At 31.3% G+C, this 18,880-nt stretch carries 23 protein-coding genes and 1 tRNA gene; 10 read left to right on the forward strand and 14 right to left on the reverse strand.

The features are described from left to right. Positions 1 to 37 precede the first annotated feature (37 nt). Positions 38 to 715: an acylneuraminate cytidylyltransferase family protein gene (locus K5782_RS02805; RefSeq protein ID WP_297463889.1), complete on the forward strand. Its 678-nt coding sequence runs from the start codon at positions 38 to 40 to the stop codon at positions 713 to 715. On the opposite strand, the gene K5782_RS02810 is transcribed toward K5782_RS02805, so the two are convergent. The 5 genes from K5782_RS02810 to K5782_RS02830 are packed head-to-tail and all read right to left on the reverse strand — an operon-like array spanning position 712 to position 5,195. Beyond that, a complete protein-coding gene (locus tag K5782_RS02810) occupies positions 712 to 1,368 on the reverse strand; it encodes a TylF/MycF/NovP-related O-methyltransferase (RefSeq protein ID WP_297463890.1) in 657 nt (218 codons plus the stop codon). The genes K5782_RS02805 and K5782_RS02810 overlap by 4 nt on opposite strands. Before the next feature lie 31 nt (positions 1,369 to 1,399). Continuing rightward, positions 1,400 to 2,386 carry a GDP-mannose 4,6-dehydratase gene (locus K5782_RS02815; RefSeq protein ID WP_297463892.1) on the reverse strand — a complete coding sequence of 329 codons (987 nt, stop codon included), beginning with the start codon at positions 2,384 to 2,386 and terminating at the stop codon, positions 1,400 to 1,402. Then, positions 2,383 to 3,204, reverse strand: coding sequence for a TIM barrel protein (locus tag K5782_RS02820; RefSeq protein ID WP_297463893.1), 822 nt, complete (start codon positions 3,202 to 3,204; stop codon positions 2,383 to 2,385). Before K5782_RS02820 ends, K5782_RS02815 begins: the two co-directional genes overlap by 4 nt. After that, positions 3,201 to 4,256 carry an N-acetylneuraminate synthase family protein gene (locus K5782_RS02825; protein WP_297463894.1) on the reverse strand — a complete coding sequence of 352 codons (1,056 nt, stop codon included), beginning with the start codon at positions 4,254 to 4,256 and terminating at the stop codon, positions 3,201 to 3,203. Before K5782_RS02825 ends, K5782_RS02820 begins: the two co-directional genes overlap by 4 nt. A 60-nt stretch (positions 4,257 to 4,316) precedes the next feature. Continuing rightward, positions 4,317 to 5,195, reverse strand: a complete 879-nt coding sequence (locus K5782_RS02830; RefSeq protein WP_297463896.1) for a glycosyltransferase family 2 protein — start codon at positions 5,193 to 5,195, stop codon at positions 4,317 to 4,319. Positions 5,196 to 5,422: 227 nt separating this feature from the next. On the opposite strand from K5782_RS02830, the gene K5782_RS02835 reads away from it, so the two are divergent. Continuing rightward, complete coding sequence (locus K5782_RS02835) at positions 5,423 to 6,997, forward strand: hypothetical protein (protein WP_297463897.1); 1,575 nt, start codon at positions 5,423 to 5,425, stop codon at positions 6,995 to 6,997. A gap of 84 nt (positions 6,998 to 7,081) precedes the next feature. Here the strand turns inward: K5782_RS02835 and K5782_RS02840 are convergent, their stop codons facing one another. After that, the gene (locus tag K5782_RS02840) at positions 7,082 to 8,278 is read right to left on the reverse strand and encodes a cation:proton antiporter (protein WP_297463898.1); all 1,197 of its coding nucleotides are present in this window, start codon (positions 8,276 to 8,278) and stop codon (positions 7,082 to 7,084) included. Positions 8,279 to 8,655: 377 nt separating this feature from the next. Next, entirely contained in the window at positions 8,656 to 9,666 is a 1,011-nt protein-coding gene (locus tag K5782_RS02845; protein ID WP_366069312.1) for an SIS domain-containing protein, read from the reverse strand. 207 nt (positions 9,667 to 9,873) lie between these two features. Here K5782_RS02845 and mtnA point away from each other — a divergent pair, with 207 nt between their 5' ends. Both mtnA and K5782_RS02855 read left to right on the forward strand, forming a co-directional pair. After that, complete coding sequence (mtnA, locus tag K5782_RS02850) at positions 9,874 to 10,929, forward strand: S-methyl-5-thioribose-1-phosphate isomerase (RefSeq protein ID WP_297463900.1); 1,056 nt, start codon at positions 9,874 to 9,876, stop codon at positions 10,927 to 10,929. A gap of 38 nt (positions 10,930 to 10,967) precedes the next feature. Continuing rightward, the gene (locus K5782_RS02855; RefSeq protein ID WP_297463901.1) at positions 10,968 to 11,606 is read left to right on the forward strand and encodes a PqqD family peptide modification chaperone; all 639 of its coding nucleotides are present in this window, start codon (positions 10,968 to 10,970) and stop codon (positions 11,604 to 11,606) included. A gap of 2 nt (positions 11,607 to 11,608) precedes the next feature. Here K5782_RS02855 and K5782_RS02860 read toward each other — a convergent pair whose 3' ends face one another. Then, entirely contained in the window at positions 11,609 to 12,253 is a 645-nt protein-coding gene (locus tag K5782_RS02860; protein WP_297463902.1) for an SDR family oxidoreductase, read from the reverse strand. A gap of 143 nt (positions 12,254 to 12,396) precedes the next feature. On the opposite strand from K5782_RS02860, the gene K5782_RS02865 reads away from it, so the two are divergent. After that, positions 12,397 to 13,371: an Ig-like domain-containing protein gene (locus tag K5782_RS02865; protein WP_297463903.1), complete on the forward strand. Its 975-nt coding sequence runs from the start codon at positions 12,397 to 12,399 to the stop codon at positions 13,369 to 13,371. Positions 13,372 to 13,418: 47 nt separating this feature from the next. On the opposite strand, the gene K5782_RS02870 is transcribed toward K5782_RS02865, so the two are convergent. Continuing rightward, positions 13,419 to 13,658, reverse strand: coding sequence for a hypothetical protein (locus K5782_RS02870; protein WP_297463905.1), 240 nt, complete (start codon positions 13,656 to 13,658; stop codon positions 13,419 to 13,421). Positions 13,659 to 13,777: 119 nt separating this feature from the next. On the opposite strand from K5782_RS02870, the gene K5782_RS02875 reads away from it, so the two are divergent. Continuing rightward, positions 13,778 to 14,371, forward strand: a complete 594-nt coding sequence (locus tag K5782_RS02875; RefSeq protein ID WP_297463906.1) for a hypothetical protein — start codon at positions 13,778 to 13,780, stop codon at positions 14,369 to 14,371. On the opposite strand, the gene K5782_RS02880 is transcribed toward K5782_RS02875, so the two are convergent. Both K5782_RS02880 and K5782_RS02885 read right to left on the reverse strand, forming a co-directional pair. Next, entirely contained in the window at positions 14,335 to 14,826 is a 492-nt protein-coding gene (locus K5782_RS02880; RefSeq protein WP_297463907.1) for a hypothetical protein, read from the reverse strand. The two genes, K5782_RS02875 and K5782_RS02880, sit on opposite strands and share 37 nt — an antisense overlap. Positions 14,827 to 14,867: 41 nt before the next feature. Further along, positions 14,868 to 14,942: transfer RNA gene (locus K5782_RS02885), tRNA-Arg, on the reverse strand. Between the two features lie 44 nt (positions 14,943 to 14,986). Here K5782_RS02885 and K5782_RS02890 point away from each other — a divergent pair. Continuing rightward, positions 14,987 to 16,159 carry an aminotransferase class I/II-fold pyridoxal phosphate-dependent enzyme gene (locus K5782_RS02890; protein ID WP_297463909.1) on the forward strand — a complete coding sequence of 391 codons (1,173 nt, stop codon included), beginning with the start codon at positions 14,987 to 14,989 and terminating at the stop codon, positions 16,157 to 16,159. Here K5782_RS02890 and K5782_RS02895 read toward each other — a convergent pair. The 3 genes from K5782_RS02895 to npdG are packed head-to-tail and all read right to left on the reverse strand — an operon-like array spanning position 16,156 to position 17,452. Next, a complete protein-coding gene (locus K5782_RS02895) occupies positions 16,156 to 16,554 on the reverse strand; it encodes a pyridoxamine 5'-phosphate oxidase family protein (RefSeq protein ID WP_297463910.1) in 399 nt (132 codons plus the stop codon). The two genes, K5782_RS02890 and K5782_RS02895, sit on opposite strands and share 4 nt — an antisense overlap. Next, entirely contained in the window at positions 16,538 to 16,771 is a 234-nt protein-coding gene (locus K5782_RS02900; protein WP_297463912.1) for a hypothetical protein, read from the reverse strand. The genes K5782_RS02895 and K5782_RS02900 overlap by 17 nt, the downstream gene beginning before the upstream one ends. A 9-nt stretch (positions 16,772 to 16,780) precedes the next feature. Next, positions 16,781 to 17,452, reverse strand: a complete 672-nt coding sequence (gene npdG / locus K5782_RS02905; protein WP_297463913.1) for an NADPH-dependent F420 reductase — start codon at positions 17,450 to 17,452, stop codon at positions 16,781 to 16,783. A 50-nt stretch (positions 17,453 to 17,502) separates the two neighbouring features. Between npdG and K5782_RS02910 the strand changes: the two genes are divergently transcribed. From K5782_RS02910 to K5782_RS02920, 3 genes are read left to right on the forward strand one after another with little or no spacing between them, the layout of a single operon-like run. Then, positions 17,503 to 18,126 carry a histidine phosphatase family protein gene (locus K5782_RS02910; protein ID WP_297463914.1) on the forward strand — a complete coding sequence of 208 codons (624 nt, stop codon included), beginning with the start codon at positions 17,503 to 17,505 and terminating at the stop codon, positions 18,124 to 18,126. Positions 18,127 to 18,182: 56 nt separating this feature from the next. Next, complete coding sequence (locus K5782_RS02915; protein WP_297463915.1) at positions 18,183 to 18,446, forward strand: heme transporter CcmC; 264 nt, start codon at positions 18,183 to 18,185, stop codon at positions 18,444 to 18,446. A gap of 2 nt (positions 18,447 to 18,448) precedes the next feature. Next, positions 18,449 to 18,880: a cupredoxin domain-containing protein gene (locus tag K5782_RS02920; RefSeq protein ID WP_179365725.1), complete on the forward strand. Its 432-nt coding sequence runs from the start codon at positions 18,449 to 18,451 to the stop codon at positions 18,878 to 18,880.

Consider the following 18,880-nt stretch of genomic DNA (forward strand, 5'->3'; position numbering starts at 1 on the left):
TATATTAGAGATTGTTTATGTTCATAAAGACAATATTTTGAAAATCTTATCAATAATTCCAGCTAGAGGAGGTTCAAAAGGAGTTAAAAATAAGAATATCAAAATTTTAGCAAATCAACCTGTTTTACAATATTCCATAAAGGCCTCACAAAATTCAAAATATATTAACAAAACAATAGTAAGTACAGAAAATCAAAAAATCATTTCTCTTGCAAAGAAACTCAATTGTCAAGTAATTATCAGACCAAAAAAACTAGCAACTGATACAGCAAAATTAGAACCTGTCATTTCTAATGTCTTAAAACAATTAGAAACTCAAGAAAACTATGTTCCCGATATTGTAGTTCTTTTGCAAAATACATCTCCTCTAAGAACATCCAGACATATTGATGAGTCTATTGAACTTTTTTTAAAAAAACAATTTGATTCTCTTCTTAGTGTAACTAATTCTCATAATTTTCTATGGAAATCAAAAAATGAAATCGGTGTTCCAATAAATTATAATCCAACACAAAGACCAAACAGGCAGGAAATGAAAAATCAATTTGTTGAAAATGGTGCAATCTATATCACTACATATAATGCATTCAAAAAATCTTTATGTAGAATTTCTGGAAAGATAGGCATGTATTTTATGAGTCCTGAAGATTCATATCAAATTGATTCTTTAGATGAATTCTATTTTATTGAAACACTTATGAAAAATAAGAATTAATTTGTCTTGATAATATAGTGAGGAGTTTTACTATACTGAAATCTTTGAATCTTTATTCTCTTGTTTTTAAAATAATCATCAACTGCCTTTGTTTCACCTGGCCATATTTTATAGTCATCCAATATCAAAATTCCACCTTTGACAATTTTTGGAAATAAGTTTTCTAAAATAGCAACTGCTGGTTCATATGAATCAGTATCCAAATTAAGCATAGAAATCCTCAACTTAGGATTTAATTTGAGAAATTTTGGTATTGTTTCTGTAACATCACCTTTGACTAATTTGACATTAGAAATTTTTTTCCTTTGTAAAACTTTCATTAATTGTTCTTTTGAAATTCCTTCATTTCCTGCATCGGTAATGAATTTTTTTCTTAACGTCTGATCTTCTTTGAATTTTGTTTTTGGAAATTTTCCAAATGCATCAAAGCCAATAATTTTATTTTTCATTTGAAAAATCTCTCTAAAAGCAGCAAATCTTAGCAAAGACGATCCTTTAAAAACTCCACATTCAATAATGTCACCATTTAGATTCTTAATTTTTTTAAATAACTCATAGTGCGCGATTATTTTAGATATTCTGCTATTTTGACATGACAAATAAAAATTATTTTCATATTCAAACGATTTATTAAAATCTGGTAAGACTATCATCGAATTTTCATCTATTTAGATTTTTAATCCATTAATTTTCAAACATATCCTTCCTTAATCTAAAATATTCCATGTCATGTTCAACCATATTTCTTACTAAATCTTTAAAACTCATTTTAGGTTTCCATCCTAGTTGTTTTTGTGCTTTTGATGAATTTCCAATTAATTCATCTATGTCCGTAGGCCTCATAATTGATTTATCGATTTCTACAAAATCATGCCAGTCTCCCATACCTGCATATTCAGTAGCTAATGTTAAAAATTCTTCAACAGAATGAGATTCACCTGTTGAAATAACATAATCATCTGGATATTTTTGTTGTAACATTAACCACATAGCTTCTACAAAATCACCAGCAAATCCCCAATCTCTTTTTGCATAAATATTTCCTAAATTGAATTTTTCAGCTTTTTTAAATTTTATTCTTGCAAGATTCCATGTAATACGTCTAGTAACAAATTCAATCCCTCTAAATGGTGATTCATGATTAAATAAAATTCCACAACATGCAAAAATATTGTAAGCCTCTCTGTAATGATTAGTAATATGATGTGCAAATACTTTTGCTGCTCCATAAGGACTACGAGGTTTAAAAATCGAATTCTCATCTTTAATTCCAGAATAATTTCCAAACATCTCACTAGAAGATGCTTGATAGAATTTTGAATTTGGAGAATTCTCTTTTAATGCATCTAGAACTCTAAGAGTTCCAAGACCTGTAATATCTGCAGTTAAAATTGGTTGTTGAAAAGACGCACCCACAAAAGACTGAGCAGCTAAATTATAAACTTCATCTGGCTGTGATTGTCTAATAGCTGATTGAATTGAAGAAGGATCAGCAAGATCAGCTTTTATTCTAGTTACTTGATCAAATGTTCTCATTTCATCTAGTCTTTCAAAACATTTGTGGCTAGTTCTTCTAAAAGTACCAAAAACATTATATCCTTTTTTTAAAAGAAAATTCGATAAATAAGCCCCATCTTGACCCGTTAAACCAAAGATTAATGCATTTTTCATGATACTATCAATCCTGCTATTCTCACCTTATCTAAAAATTCTTCGAAACCTTTACCTCCTCTTTCATGACCTTTCCATACCTCTATGGCAAAACTTTTGTTTTCAAAACCGTTTAAAATTGGAATTACTTTTTCAAATGGCAAATCTCCTTCGCCAAACTGTAATCCCTCACCATCTACATCTGCTGCGTCTGAAATATGAAAATGCTCAACATACTTTCCAATTTTTAACAATTCATCAACAACTGATAAATTATTTTTATTACAATAAAGATGTGAATGGCAAAGATCATAACATACCTTTAGACCTGTATCTTTACAATAATTGTACATGTCTTCGGCACTGAGGAAAACATTACTGTACCATCTTCCACCAAAAAACCATGCGTATGGTGGCATATTTTCAAGCAGAAAATTTATGTTTTTGAAATCTAATTGTTTTACTGAATCAATGATCATTCCTTGCATCATACTAATATCCTCTTGTTTTGATTCGTATAATGAATAACCTCCAGGATGAACTATAATTGAAGGAACTCCTTGAAATTGTTCACCTAAAGAAATTGTTTTATCAATCGCCATCTGAATCAACTCTAATGTTTTTTCTTTTGAGTGGATTTGATTTGTCTCTTTTAAACTCACGATATCCAGAAGTTTACGTTCAAAATATTCATAACAGTGAACTATCAAATTTTGATTAAATTTTCCATCAAGCTCTAATTTTAGATCGCTGTCTGAAAAGTGAAACTCTAGATATCGAGGATTAAACTTGAGCATATCATTCAAATCTGGTTTTCTGACTTTCATTCCTAAAATCATTTTAAATCATCCATCTGGAGATATTCACCTTTTTTGATATCTCGTGTTGATTTCTTACCAATCAGTTCAAAATAGTACTGAGGTGAAATTCCTCTAGCAGGTGTTTTTACATCAATATTTCTTTCAGAAAAAATATCACCACGTTTTATGTCTGATGAACATACAATACTTTTTCCTAAAACTTCTCTTTGTAGAATTTCTCCTCTAGTCATTTTTTTAATTGGATTTCCCTTCGCTTTTTCACAGATTCTGATCTCTTGTACCAATTTTTTGAAATCATTTGGTTCTAATGATGCTGCTTGATCTAATCCTTTCATAGTTTTATCTAAAGTAATGTGCCTTTCAATAACTATAGAACCAATATTTGCTGCCATAATAGATGGGGTTATTTCAGATTCATGCCCACTATATCCTATTGGAATATTGAATTTTTCTCTTAAAGTTGGAATTAAACTTAGATTTAGTAGATCGATCGGTGATGGATATGTGCTATTACAATGAAGAAGAATAAGTGGCACATTTTCATTTTTAACAAAATCTACCGTCTTTTCAATTTCTTCTATTGTAGACATCCCTGTTGAAATAATCATGGGTTTTTTTAATTTTGAAATATATTTTATCAATGGAAAATTTGTTAAATCTGCTGAAGAAATTTTATATGCTGGAACGTTGAATCGTTCCAAAAAATCTACACTTGGAATATCCCATGGAGTACAAAGAAATGTTATGCTCTTTTCTTTACAATATGAAATAATTTTTTTAAAATCATCATCCGTGAACTCTACTTCTTTTAAAACTTCAATTAAAATTTCAGTTCCTTGGCTTTCTAATGTTGGATTTTCTAGAATGTTTTTTTGATAAATATTGTCCAAATGCCTCTTTTGGAATTTTACCGCATTAACTCCTGCATAAACAGCTGCATCAATTAATTTTTTAGCTAATTCTAAATCTCCATTATGGTTAATGCCTATTTCTGCAATTATATAACATGGATTATTAAATCCGATTTTTTGATTATCTATAATAATTTGATTTTTGAAAGTATATTCCAATGTGTTTGACTACTTGTGGTTATATTTAATTTATAATAAAAAATTAATCAAATAAATTTTTCATCGTTTTTCTCTAATTATACTTACCATCGAATGTAATATTGTTGCAGTGACTAATAGAATTACTCCAATTATAACTCCGCCTACACTAGGTAATGCAATATTTGTAATTACTTGACGCTCATAAGAAAAAATTTGTAATGTCCAAACACCAAAAAATAATCCAATCCCAAGAAAAATCATACCTGGAATCCCATAGAAACTTAATGGTCTTTCCATAGCTACATATTTTATTGTACTTAAAATTACAGAAGTCCCATGTGATACTGGGTTATGAGTTGATGTATCACCTTCATACAAAACTCTAATTGGAACTTCTGAAATTCGAAGGTTTTGTTTTGCAGCTTTAATTAAAACTTCGGTAGAAACACCCATACCTATTTCAGTTAGATTAATTTTTTCAATTACATCTTTACTATATGCTCTAAAACCACTTTGTGAATCTGAAATTTTTGTTCCTGCTGTTATATTTGTAAGACCTGTTATTGCTTTAATGCCTACTTTTCTATATTTTGGAATATTTTCTGAGCTATCTAAAAATCTTGAACCAATTACAATATCTGCCTCATTGTTCAATATTGGTTGAGTTACTTTAGCAATATCTTCAACTCTATGTTGTCCATCTGCATCAAACGTTATCAAAATATCTCCACCGATCTCTTTACTTTTATCAAAAATTGATCTTATTGCAGAACCATATCCTAAATTTTTTTCATGTTTAATCACATTGGCTCCCATTTCTTTAGCTATTTCTCCAGTAAGATCAGATGATCCATCATCACACACAATTATAATATCCACAATTTTTTTTAATTGTAAAATAATTTTTGCGATATTTTTTTCTTCATTGTAAGCTGGAATTCCAACTATTGTTGTCATGAAATGAGATTTTTATCCTATGTATTTAAAGTCGTAGATTAACTATCTATACTTCATAAACGATTTTTTATGGAATTATGCCCAAATAGGATGGTTGAAAAAGAAGTAATGCAATTGATTCAACAACTTCGTGAAGGTGGATTAATTGTCATCCCTAATCAATAACACATTTGTTTTAGCTTAATAAATGACAATCTATTTTAACTATTTGAAGAAATTATAACTGTTTGAAAAGTTATTCAAAACATCTATCATCAAGATTAGAATTTGGGGAAACACAAGAAAGTTTTAGAAAGCCTATTCTTAGAAGTTCAGGAATTTTTCCTGTAATAAAAAATCAATATTATAGTTCAAGAATTTTATTTCTTGGGTATTGGCTAATTAAAAGAGATATACCTGAAGTAAGTATTATCATCACTTTAAGAGATAATTCTGGAAGTCTTTTATCAAGAAAAACGAATGTTATTTCAACAGTTCAGGCATTTTCTATAAATTTAGACTCTTTGCTTAAAGAAATACATTACATACAATCTGACTTTCTTGGTTCAATCGAACTAGAATTTAATACAACACGAGATATGGTTTTTCCATATCCTGCATTAGTTCTAGAATATTTTAATGAACAATTTAGTACTTGTGTTCATACCATAGAGAGAATCTACAATGATTTTGAGGATCTAAATGAAAATGAACAATTCAAAGTTCCAGAATCTGGTTTTGATATTTACTGTGATGAGGATCTTGAACCGTTTATGGCGTTTGTTAATGGTCCACTGAAAAATAATAATGGTTGTATTGATTACACTATTACAACCCATAAATCTGAAAAATTCAAGGGTTCATTTAGTCTGGGAAACATAAAACCATATGAAACAAAACTGATAAAATTTAAAGATCACATTCCTAAATTACGTGAAATTCTTAATGGAAATTCAGGATCAATTTCGATTAGCCATAATTTTGAAGGATTTTTCCCTAGACTGTTAGTAGGAAATATTCAATCATCATTCCCATCACTAAGCTTCACACACTCATATTATGATTGTACTCTATGTGACTCGGAAACAGATTTTTGGAATAGAATTAATTCAAATTTTTATGATTCATCTATTTACATACCATTATTCCTAAAAAATAATCTCTATACTGAATTAGTAATATATCCAAATTTCTCTCCTTCAAATTTTGATATCCAAATAATTATTTATGATAAAAATGGCAATGAATTACATAATTTCGATCACTTTATGAGTTTTAATAGTAAAGAATCAAAATTAGTTAAGATAAATTTTAACAAATTACTTACTGAATCGTATATTGCTCATAATTCTGCTGTATCTGCTCATATAATTACAAAATTTTCTAGCCAAAAAATTCCTACTCGAATAAAATTTGGATTAGATGTAGGAATCTCTAAAGCACGCTCAAAGTTGCCTTGTAATATTTGTTTTAATGCTAAAGTAGGCAATCCAAGTATTGAAAATAAGCCAGGATCTTTTCATTGGGCGCCAATTTTTGTAAATAACTCAATAATTACTATAGGTAATTTTTCACCTAAAAAAAATTATAATCAAACAGCTAATATTAAAATGAATTTCTATAGAAAAAAAGATTCATCTACAATTACAAAAGAAATTTGTCTTAAACCAAATTCAGAATATCGATTAAACCTAGATGATGAAATAAAAGAATTTTTGATAGATGATGGATGGATTACTATGAAGGCTGACAATCCTTTTGTACATGGATATTACTTTAATTTCCACTCTTCTGGTTCAGTAGCTGGAGATCACGTTTTTTAATCTAAAAAATAAAATTTGAGTTTGCACGGCTCTATTATCTCTCTGCCTTAGTCTCACTGTATATCCTTTGATATCTTCAATATGTTATGTTGTTATTTTTTTTAACCAAGGTTTTGCAATAATTGGTGTTAACACTGTGGTAATAAAACAAATTGCTACTGCAACAGAAAATAAAGTAAGATCTAAAATCCCAATAGAGTATGCTAAAGCAGTAATGGCAAGACCGACAGTTCCTCGTCCGTTTAACAGTGATGCCGTTGCCAAACTTTCCCCTTTTGATAATTTACATAATCTGGCACCAATAAACCCGCCTAGAGTTTTACCAAAAATACCTAGTGCCACCAATGATATCAATAGAAATACGGTTGCATCTAATGATTGACCGCTGAATTTTATTCCCAGAATTGCAAAAAATAATGGTGCAAAAAATCCAAATGTTACTCCAGATAATATTCCGTACGATTTATCGGCTTCCCTCTTACCCAATATTTTTCCACTAAAAATTAATCCTGCAAAGAAAGTCCCTATGATAAAATGAAGACCAGCTAGTTGTGCTAAAAGTGATAATGTTATTGTCATAATTATCAAAATGCCAAACGTGGCTTCCCTAGTCTTAGCTTTTGTAAAGAATAATTCTAATCTGTGTGGGAACCAATAATTGAATTTATGAATCGCAAACGCTAAAAATACAATTCCAACAAGATAGATCAACATAGGAATTATAGATAATCCAATGTCAACTACATCAAGTGAAGTGTTTCCTGTCATGTGTATTTGTAAAATTACTGCAAGTATGACTAGTGTAATTATGTCATCTACTACTGCAACAGACATTACGGTGTTGCCTATTTTTGTTTTTAATATCCCTAATTCTAATAAAATTATGGCACTGACAGGTACGGATGTAACAGACAACAATAATCCAATAAACAGTGATTGAACTAATGATAAACCAAAAAGAATGGATATTTGAAAACCTATGAAAAAAGGTATTACTAGGGAACATACAGATATTATGAATGCGGATTTTCCTGTTTTTCTAAGCTCTCTTAGATCCATTTCAAGTCCTATAAACAACATCATAAAGAAAATTGCAATTGTTGAAATCAGTTCAAGATTTTCATTTGGAATGATAATTCCAAATATTGTGGGTCCAACTATTATCCCTGCAAGTAGTTCACCTCCTAAAGATGGCTGTTTAAACTTGCGAAATAATTCCCCAAGAAGTCTGGCTGCTGCAAGTAATATTACAATATTAACAAATATTTGTTCTAATTCCAAATAATGTTTGAAATGAACCGACTTATTTCAAGATTATCTTTTAGTTTGGTGTCATAATCTTGTTATGCTAATACGATTTGCTTTAATTGCAGATGGGCTTTAGGAAAATCTGTATTTATACAGTTTTATCACAAGTTTTAGCGTTTAGCAATATTTGATTTTTAGAGAAATAAAAAGGACAAAGTATGTGGAACCATTATGTTTTAATTAATTTTTTTATACATTTAAAACTAATCTAGATATTGTTATAACATGTCAATAATTAAATTGTTAAAAGCAAAAATCAAAATTTCAAGACTTCCAAAAAAACAATCCTCTGAAATGTATTCATATTTAATATATCCATGTTTAATGTGCTCATATTTAATGTAAAAATACTATAGTCTATTTTTAATATAATCAATTGATTTGACGGGAGTGGGATCTATTCCATCTAAAACTGCTTTGTATATTGTAGAATAATCTAAGAGATAAATCAAATTGATTACTTTTGATATGATACTACCATTCACTGACATTATTTCTTTATATTCAATTTTATTTTGTTGTAAAAATTCTTTAAGAATTTTCCATCTCTCCTTAGTTCCGATATGATCATCTTGACCCTCAATTAAGATTGGCTGAATAGTGGATTTCCTTTCCCACGAAACAATTCCATTGTGACAAGTTTCTATCACATCTTCAGTAAAAGCATGCATTTTTATATTTTCTTGAAGTGAGTTTTTAAATCTGATTGCAGCAGATTGCAATCCATAAGGATAGTAAATTATTGGAATATCATTAATCCATTTTGCCAGATTAAGAGATGGATTATCATCAGTTAGATTTGATGAATTAATTTTTTTATTGAGTTCTTCCATTTTTTTTATTGATTCAAAAATATCTTGTTTTTTAATTTCAAGTGTTGATTGTAATACATTTAACACAGTATACAAATATGAAGTAAAAGAAGCCCGAGGAGAATGATGTTGTGGAATAATTCTGTGTTTTATTTTATTTTTTATACAATATTCCAACATTCTTCCTCCTGAGGAAAATACGATGATTTTGCTTTTCATCTTATAAGCAGAATCTAAAACAGAAAGTGATTCAATTGTATTGCCAGAAACACTAACAACTACTACCAATGTATTAGAATCAACTGTTTGTGGTAAATGATATCCCTTTACAACATTAACATGAATATTTGTTTTTGATAAAATAGATGAAAATATATCGCCTATAGCCCCCGATCCTCCCATTCCTGCAAATACTATGTCATCAATACGACCAAAATCAATAGGTTCTTGCTTGGACTCAAATGATTCGCGTGCAATCTCTGGCCATTTATCATATATTTTGTACATTCCCTGTGTGTCTACTTTATCTATTGTTGCAATGTCTAGCAATATGATTCAAAATATTCAAAAACAATATAACAATTTGTAAATCTAAAAATCCTTGAGAAGTCTAGAATACATGTTTGCCAGAAGCCGCTTCTCATAAACTGATACAAACGGTAAATCTGTTCTCTAGACACATAATTTGAGATGAAATTTTCTCTATTTGCTCTTCTCTTCCAATGATTTTTAAAAAGCCTGACTCTGATACGAATAATGGATAATACTGTGATTGATTCCTCGCTAAGAACAGTAGAATGGAAAGATAACAAAGTAGTAATGATTGACCAAACCAAACTACCAAATCAGTTAGTCTTTGTAACATATGACGATTATAACCAAGTGGCAGATGCTATTAGAACTCTAGTTGTGAGAGGCGCTCCTGCTATTGGGGTATCTGGCGCTTTTGGCTTGGCTCTAGCGGCGTTACAAAGCAAAGCAGTTACAAAAGATCAACTTGTCTTAGATTTGGAAAAAGCAAGAAAAATCCTATATGAGACAAGACCAACTGCTGTAAATCTAAAATGGGGCTTGGATAAAATTATGAAGATTGTAAATTCTGGAGATACGGTTGAGCAAATCAAACAATTGGTGATTGATGAATCAAAAAAGATGGCAGATGAAGATATCCAAATAAACAAAACTATGGGAAAAAATGGTTCTGTTTTATTTGATAATAACGATACCATAATGACTCATTGTAATGCAGGAGCATTAGCTACTGTAGCTTATGGAACTGCGTTAGGTGTAATTAGAGCAACAAGGGAGAGCGGAAAAAACATCAAAGTTATAGCTACAGAAACTAGACCAATACAACAAGGCTCTAGATTGACAGCGTTTGAGCTAAAGCATGATGGGTTTGATGTTAGTCTGATTCCTGATACTGCGGTAGGATATTCGATGGCAAACGGACTAGTCACCAAGGTAGTTGTTGGTGCTGATAGAATTGTAAGAACTGGCCATGTCTTTAACAAAATCGGAACATATCAGGTAGCAACTATGGCAAAGCAACATGGGATTCCGTTTTACGTAGCAGCACCATTGTCCACTTTTGATATGACTAGTGATGCCAAAGATGTAATTATTGAGATGCGAAAGGGAACCGAAGTTACTGGAATTGGCGATAAAAAAACAGCACCAGATGATATCAACGTGATAAATCCTGCATTTGATATGACTCCGCCTGAGCTGATCTCTGGAATAATTACTGAAAAAGGCGTGGCAAAACCACCATATGAAGAATCTATCAAAAAATTATTTGAAGCTAATTAATAGAAAGTTTTTATTGATTTTATATTGCATTAAATAATATGAGCACTGTCACTGCACAAGCCATTAAAGAATCTCTTAAACAATGCATGGATCCCGAAGTTCCGCTAAACATTGTAGAGATGGGACTAATCTATGGAATTGATGTAGCTGAAGATAATAATGTAAATATCAAAATGACAATGACAACTCAAGGTTGTCCGTTACATGAAACATTGGTTCAAGATGTAACAAGATATGCAAAAAAAGTTCCAGGAGTAAATAATGTCAAAGTAGACATTGTCTGGGAACCAAAATGGACAATGGATAGCATGACTGAGGAAGGAAAAGCAAAAATCAAAAACATGACAAATACAATGACTACACCAGCTCCAATTAATTATGAAATTGCGTTACCTCAAGGAGTTGGTAAATTGGTACAACAAGAAGATGGTTCAATGGTACTAGCTAATGAACATGATCAAGGATTTATGGTTAATCAGGCAATTGTGGATTTTTGGAAATCATGCAATGGACAACGTAAAGTCACTGAACTAGTAGAAATATTTGCACAACAAACAGGACTGCAAAGAAATCAAGTAGAAAAAGAAGTAATGCAGTTACTCCAACAACTACGTGAAGGTGGATTGATCGCAATTCAAAATCAACCAGATGCACCAAATGTTGAATTCAAAAAATAAACTTAGAAAATATAATTTGAATTTGCACCATCAAAATTAATTACAACGCCTGATAGATACTTTATCTTGTTTTCAATGATTGCTTTGACAAAGTTTCCAATTTCTTCAGGTTCCCCAAGTCGTTTCATTGGTAGTGACTTTTTGTATTCATCAATGTTTTCAATTAGCTCTTTTGTTCTATCTGTATTAATTGGACCTGGTGCAATATTGATACAACTGATATTTTTTGCAGCATAGTCTTTGCTTAGAATCTTAAAGACTTCACTAAATGCAGCACGATATGCAGAAGATATTATCAATTTTTTATTTGGCTCTTTAATTACGCTAGAACTAATCAAAAATATGTAACCACCATCATTAATCTTGATGTTTTGTAAAATCATACAAAACCCTAAAAATAATTGATTATGATATTTTTTCCAGTCATCTTCTGTAATATTTGCAAATTCTTTAGCTTCAGGTCCACCTGTGTTGAGTACTAGTATGTCTGTTTGATTATGGTTTTGTACAAATTTTTTAACACTATCTAAATTTGAAGTATCAATATCATCTTTTGATGCTGCAAAAACATCTATCTTTATTGATCTTAACGACTCTGAGATTGCCTTACCCATTCCTCTTGAGCCTCCAAGAACAATCGCTCTCATACTGTTATCATTGTTATTCTGTAATTAAATTTCTTTATGAAAAGTAAACTGGATTTGGAGAATCATTTCTTATAACCATTTCTTATCTTTGTTACTGATATTTTCTGCCTGCTGGTTAAATGTAATTTTGAGATTTCTTAATCATGCAAAAACTTTTAGGACTGTTTCTGTTTGCTGTGCTGATATCAGGAGCATTTTCCTCAAGTTTTGCATTTGCTCAAATACCTACAGCACAAAATGATCAATACTCATTAAATGAGGATTCAATTCTTACTGTTGATTCTAACGGAGTTTTGATAAATGATGCAAATATTGATAATGATTTCTTTGCAATAATTCAGACTAGCGTTGGTTTTGGAATCCTTACGCTAAATTTGAATGGAACATTTACCTATACTCCTAATTCAAATTTTAATTCTGTTGATTCATTTACCTATGTTGCAACCAACGGAACGCATAGTAGTAACAATGCCACAGTTACACTTTTTGTTAATCCCGTTAATGATGCACCAATAGCACAAAATAATACTGCAACAACCCCAGAAAACACCTCAGTAATCATTTCTGTACTAAACAACGACTCTGATGTAGATGGTGATTCACTCACAATTAGTTCTGTAACACAAGGAGCTAATGGAACAGTCACAACAAACAGTACCATTGTAACTTACATTCCAAAGCCAAACTTTCATGGAGTAGACTCTTTCCGTTATACAATATCTGATGGATTGTTAACTGATATTGCAACTGTTTCTGTAACTGTAACTCCATTTGATGATCCTGATGATGATAATGATGATAAAGTCAATATCTGCCATAAAGACAAGAAGACAATTTCTGTTTCAGTAAACGCTATCTCTGCTCATCTAAAGCATGGAGATACAGTTGGAGCATGTGAAAACGACCAGAATCAAAATATTAATAAAAAGTTAATAGAAGAACAGATAACAACACTAAAGAAAGATTTCAAAGCTCAAGAAAAAATACTAAAAGAACAGCTAAAAGCATTAGAGAAAAAATTCAAAGCACAAGAAAAAGAGCTTAAAGAACAACTAAAAGATTTGAAGAAAGACAAGAAATCTAAAGATCATGATGATGACCATGATGATGACGACTAAACTAAAGATTTACGTCTAAAATTATTTTTAATAAGAATTTTTACTAGTTAGATTTCTTTAATTTCTGTAATTGTTCCCAACACAGAATCCATCTTAACAATAGCTTTTTTCTCATCCCAACCAAGTGCAACATACCAGTCACCTGCATCCCCATCATATTTTGTCTCAAGCGTCTTGATGTTTTCTGGTTGAACGTTGTATTCTTTTGCAATACCTGAAACAGCTAAAGAGATTGCATCTCTTTCTTTTTCCAGTCTTCTCTTCATTAATCCTATTCCTGGATTCATACTATCTCTGATTCTTTTGTTCTAATATAGTTAATTCTCAAAATTACCCACAATGTTTAATTTTTTTATTTGATAAATTTACAACGCTTCAAATAACACGATCAAAGAGACATCATAAAATGAAATTAATCCAGAAATTTTCAAATTCATCACTTGCAAAGACTAGCACACTTGTATCTCTAGTTTCCGTTCTAGCAGTTGTTGGGCCATTTGTAGTTGTATCTGCTGGTTTTTGGGATGCAATTTCTCATCTTCAAAAAGAACCTGAATTCTTTTGGAGCATACAGCATATCGTTGTGTATACTGGCGTTTCAATAACTACAAGTGCAGCTATAGTTGGAACCATTCTTTTACTTCGAAATTCTACCAAAAATTCTCTTAAAAATGGAATCATTCTAGTGATTACGGGTTCACTAATTCAGATTGTATCAGGATATGCCGATTCACTTTCACATGAACTTTTTGGAATTGACGGTTTGATATCTTGGTCTCATCAGCCACTAGAATTTGGTCTAGTCTTATCTGCACTGGGTGGATTTCTAATATTAAAAAATCTTGAAAAAACAAAACTCAAAGTACTTTTACCTTTCTCAATAATTTCATTTTTGTTTTTTACAACTTGGCTTGTGTTTAATCTGGTGTTTATTTTTGGCCACACAATACAATGTCTTCCAGTTTACAAGATATTCTTATCTGGATGTTCAATCTTGTAATTTTTTAATTTCATATATGATGAAAAAATAATAATTACTGCACCTACTAGTATCATTATTCCTGGGGGTATCATAACTTCTGAGCCAGCATCTCCCAACTCAATTTGCAAATTTATTTGATTTTTTGAAGGATTTGTCACTTTTACTGTATATGTTCCACTTTTCTCAAAATCAAAATATCCTACAGACATTTTTGTCTGAACACTTTCTTCAGATATTATGTTCTGGTTATTATCTAAAATTTGAACAAATATCTGCTCACCGCTAAATTCCGGCATGAATACTTTGTAATATCCGATACCTTTACCATTCAAACTCAGCTTTAGATCATGCGAATTTGATGATTCTAGTGCAATTTCCTCAGATATTTTGTCTCCTTGTACAAAAACAAACGATATCCAAATCATTCCAATCACACATAACATCACACCAATTTTGAACAAAGAGAATTTCAATTCATCAAGTATGTGAACTGTTTGTTTAATAAAATAATCTGAGGGCTCGGAGGGCTTCGATCCCTCGACCTAGCGGTTCGAAGCCGCTCGCACTATCCAGACTGTGCAACGAGTCCAAACAAGTAAGAATTTAACAGGCCTAAATATCTGTCTAGGTACTTTGAAAATATCAAAAAAAGTAGCTGGAGTTGAATATGCAATTAGGGATATCGTTCTAGCTGCAAGAAAAGTTGAAGAAAAAGGAATGAAAGTTGATTATCTCAACATAGGTGATCCTGTGCAATTTGGTTTTCAACCTCCTGATAATGTAAAAGAGGCAATGATAAATGCAATAAGAAATGGAGAGAACTTTTATTCCACATCAGAAGGTCTCAAAGAACTAAGAGTGGAAATTGCAAAAAAAGAAAATGTAAAAGGATTATCCATCTCACATGATGACGTTTTAATCACAAATGGAGTTTCTGAAGGACTTGATATGGTAATATCCTCTATTGTTGAAGAAGGTGACGAAGTTCTCTTACCTGGTCCATATTATCCACCATATGCCTCGTACGTTAGATTACATGGAGGAATCCCAGTAGAGTTTGCAGTAGACTTGGATAACTCTACGCCTGATATTGAAGATATTAAATCAAAGATTACATCAAAAACAATTGCTATTTGCTTGATCAGTCCAAATAACCCTACAGGTGTAGTATTTAATGAATCATCACTAAAAAAATTAGTAGAAATTGCAAATCAACATAATTTGTATATTATTTGTGATGAGATTTATGATCAAATAATTTTTGATCAAAAATTTGTAGGAATTGGAAAAGTTGCAGGTGATTCGCCAGTTATTGTTCTAAATGGATTCTCCAAAGTCCATCTAATGTCTGGATGGAGAATTGGATACATTGCATTTAATCAATCATCAAAACTTGATGCACTAAGAGAAAATCTTCCAAAACTTGCACGAGTAAGAATTGCTAGTAATCTCCCAGTTCAGTATGCTGCATTAGAGTCGTTGCGAGGACCACAAGGATACATCGCAGAATTTGTATCTGAATTAAAAAAGCGAAGAGATCTTGTTGTAAAACGACTCAATGAAATGCCTGGTTTATCTTGTCCTAATCCAAAAGGCGCGTTCTATGCTTTTCCAAAAATTGAAGATAATAAATTTGGAACTGATAAAGAGTTTGTACAAAAACTTTTAGAAACAAAAGGAGTTTTAACTGTACATGGTTCTGGATTTGGAGAAAAATATGGTAGTGGACACTTTAGATTGGTGTATTTGCCAAGTCTTGAAATTTTAGATTCGGCAATGAACAAAATTGAAGACTTTGTCAGCTAATAACTCCAAACTGAAAACTTTTGTGGAATTATCTCTATAATGCAGTCTGTATTGTCTAATAGTTCTACCGCAGACTTGTTTTGCAAACTTTTGAAATACCTTGCAAGTATTTTTTTTGCAATTTTTTTTACTTTGTTATTTTCTAAAATGATATTTGCGTTTCCTTGACCCATTACTCCAAAAATTGGAGAATTTACTCCTACATCTACACAAAATGCAACTTTGTTATTTTTTTTAACATTTTGTGCCTTTTTGGTTTTAGTGTTTGTACCTACGTAGATTTTTTTTGAACTATACAAATACCATACAGGTACTATATGTGGAATATTTTTACTTCCTATTGTTGTAAGATGTAAAATTTTTTGGGTTTTTAAAAATTCATCTTTGCGGTTCATGGTTTCTAAATCCTAATAGTATCATAAAAATCCCAAAGCCAATCATACCTACTGACACTTTTTCATTGGTAAATTCAGAATTTAAAATAAAATCCTCTACAAATTCTGGTCCCCAAAGTATTAGTTGTCTTACAAGAACTATTCCTGCCATAATTAAAAACAAAGAGCCAACTGCAGTATACCAGTTTCTTCCCCTACGAAAATACTCGTGACTCATTTGCAATACTTAGATAATTTTGATACCTGGATTTTTTATTTTATTTCGTATCATTGCATTTAGCAATAACGGTGTTGATATCTCTGCAAGATATGATAATTCTCCTGGTCCTAAATAAATTGGTCTTAAACCTTTGATTTCATTGATCAAACCGTTTACCACATCAATTGCATCTTTATCATCACCGCATACAAAAATATCATAATCCAGTACCATTGTTGGATTAACAAGCTTCTTTTCTGAAATCACATGAAATGCTGAAACCAACTTTGATTTATTTTTCATATGTTTTAAAACAAGTTGATAAGAAAATGGTTTATTCTCTTTAATTGGAATAAATTCAAATCCTACATCTGTTTTTATCATTGGAACAATTGGAGATACAACTACACAACTATCTTTAACTTGAGATAAAACTTCTGAGCAAACTGAATCAATGTTTTCATAAGGTATTGATAAAATCAAAACATCGCTTTCTTTTGCAACTGAGATATTGTCATTGCCTGTAATTGTTCCATTAATCTGCCCAAATGATTCCTTTACAATATTTGTATATTCATTTGCAGACTCTGATGCCCTTTTTGCATCCCTTGATCCTACAATTACATTGTGATTTTGAGACCATCTAAGAGCAAATCCTTTTCCCATTCCTCCAGTTCCACCAATAATTCCAATTTTCACGATATTCTTCTGAGAATCTTATTATTATCTTTATTTGACATCCGATCATATTGGGCTCAGTTATTTTTCTACGACACGGTCAAGCTAAAAATAACATAGAAAGAATTCTAACTGGAAGAACTCCAAATATTCCATTAACTGAAAAAGGAATCGAACAGGCAGAAAAGACAGCAAAATTCTTAGAGCAAATGAACATATCTGCAATTTATTCTAGTCCTATCGAAAGAGCAAAACACACAGCAGAAATTGTTGCTAAACATAACTCTCTTGATGTAATAACTGATGATAGATTAATTGAACTTGATATGGGAAAATTCACTGGTGTGCCTTATGATGAAATTTTTACTAGTCATGGAAATGTCTTTATGAAATTCTATAATGGTGAGTTAGAAATTGCTCATAATGGTGTTGAGACTTTCACCGAAGTCAAAAAACGTGTACTAAGCATTGTTGATCATGTGATTGAAAAACACCCTGATCAAAACGTTGTACTTGTAACTCATATGGACCCAATCAAAGCAATGTTAGCTACAGTAGTTGATCTTTCACCTACAAATCTATTTGAGCTAATTATTGCAAATGCCTCATTGAACATTTTTAGAGAATACAACCGTAAATTTTCAATTTCTGGAATTAATGTGATGGATCCATCTCGTTTCAATCATGATTGGTAACTAATAATCTTGAAAACCCTTAAATAGAAATTACAGGCCACGTTTCTCAACCGCTGATGAAGAGTATATTTGGTCTATTCTTAGTATTGGCAATTTTGGTAATCATTCCAGCAGCAGAATATGCACTTGCTGCAGGTGACGAGCCTGGTGAATATCTTGATCGTAGAGTAGTAATTTGGAATTTATTTTATAGAATGATGACTGTGGCATTTACAGTGGGTGCAGTTGTATCTGGAACTATCATCTGGCTATGTTGGAGATTCAGAGAATCAAATCCAAAAGCCACTCCAACTCCATATGAAAAGGAAGGAGTTTGGTAAAAATGGGACATCATTCTAACTGGCCAGAATGGGTTTATGTTGGAGTTGTAATTGCACTAATGTGTTGGGTAGGTGCAGAAGCTTGGAATGCTGAAAGACTTGTCGAACATGTTCCAGCAGATGCCGAAGTTATCAAAGTCACTGGTCAACAATGGTTCTGGACATTTGAGCATGAAGACGGAACAAAAGAAATTGGTGAACTACATGTTAAAGTCGGCAAAGCTTACAAATTTGAAATAATGTCCAAAGATGTCAATCACTCATTTAATATTCATGATTATGTTGTATTGATGGATGCAGTACCTGGCAGAGTCAATACTGTATGGTTTGCTCCAATGGAAGCTGGCGAACATGATATTCAATGCAGAGAATATTGTGGACTAATTCACTATAACATGCGTGGTAAACTAATCATAGAGGATGATTCATCTTGA

The sequence above is a fragment of the Nitrosarchaeum sp. genome (assembly GCF_025699065.1).
Taxonomy (GTDB): Archaea; Thermoproteota; Nitrososphaeria; order Nitrososphaerales; family Nitrosopumilaceae; genus Nitrosarchaeum.

Excerpts from the sequence above, each read along its gene's own strand:
- K5782_RS02810 (WP_297463890.1), bottom strand. The coding sequence starts at position 1,368 with ATGATAGTCTTACCAGATTTTAATAAATCGTTTGAATATGAAAATAAT.
- K5782_RS02815 (WP_297463892.1), bottom strand. The coding sequence starts at position 2,386 with ATGAAAAATGCATTAATCTTTGGTTTAACGGGTCAAGATGGGGCTTAT.
- K5782_RS02820 (WP_297463893.1), bottom strand. The coding sequence starts at position 3,204 with ATGATTTTAGGAATGAAAGTCAGAAAACCAGATTTGAATGATATGCTC.
- K5782_RS02830 (WP_297463896.1), bottom strand. The coding sequence starts at position 5,195 with ATGACAACAATAGTTGGAATTCCAGCTTACAATGAAGAAAAAAATATC.
- mtnA (WP_297463900.1), top strand. The coding sequence starts at position 9,874 with ATGGATAATACTGTGATTGATTCCTCGCTAAGAACAGTAGAATGGAAA.
- K5782_RS02855 (WP_297463901.1), top strand. The coding sequence starts at position 10,968 with ATGAGCACTGTCACTGCACAAGCCATTAAAGAATCTCTTAAACAATGC.
- K5782_RS02860 (WP_297463902.1), bottom strand. The coding sequence starts at position 12,253 with ATGAGAGCGATTGTTCTTGGAGGCTCAAGAGGAATGGGTAAGGCAATC.
- K5782_RS02865 (WP_297463903.1), top strand. The coding sequence starts at position 12,397 with ATGCAAAAACTTTTAGGACTGTTTCTGTTTGCTGTGCTGATATCAGGA.
- K5782_RS02870 (WP_297463905.1), bottom strand. The coding sequence starts at position 13,658 with ATGAATCCAGGAATAGGATTAATGAAGAGAAGACTGGAAAAAGAAAGA.
- K5782_RS02875 (WP_297463906.1), top strand. The coding sequence starts at position 13,778 with ATGAAATTAATCCAGAAATTTTCAAATTCATCACTTGCAAAGACTAGC.
- K5782_RS02895 (WP_297463910.1), bottom strand. The coding sequence starts at position 16,554 with ATGAACCGCAAAGATGAATTTTTAAAAACCCAAAAAATTTTACATCTT.
- K5782_RS02900 (WP_297463912.1), bottom strand. The coding sequence starts at position 16,771 with ATGAGTCACGAGTATTTTCGTAGGGGAAGAAACTGGTATACTGCAGTT.
- K5782_RS02915 (WP_297463915.1), top strand. The coding sequence starts at position 18,183 with ATGAAGAGTATATTTGGTCTATTCTTAGTATTGGCAATTTTGGTAATC.
- K5782_RS02920 (WP_179365725.1), top strand. The coding sequence starts at position 18,449 with ATGGGACATCATTCTAACTGGCCAGAATGGGTTTATGTTGGAGTTGTA.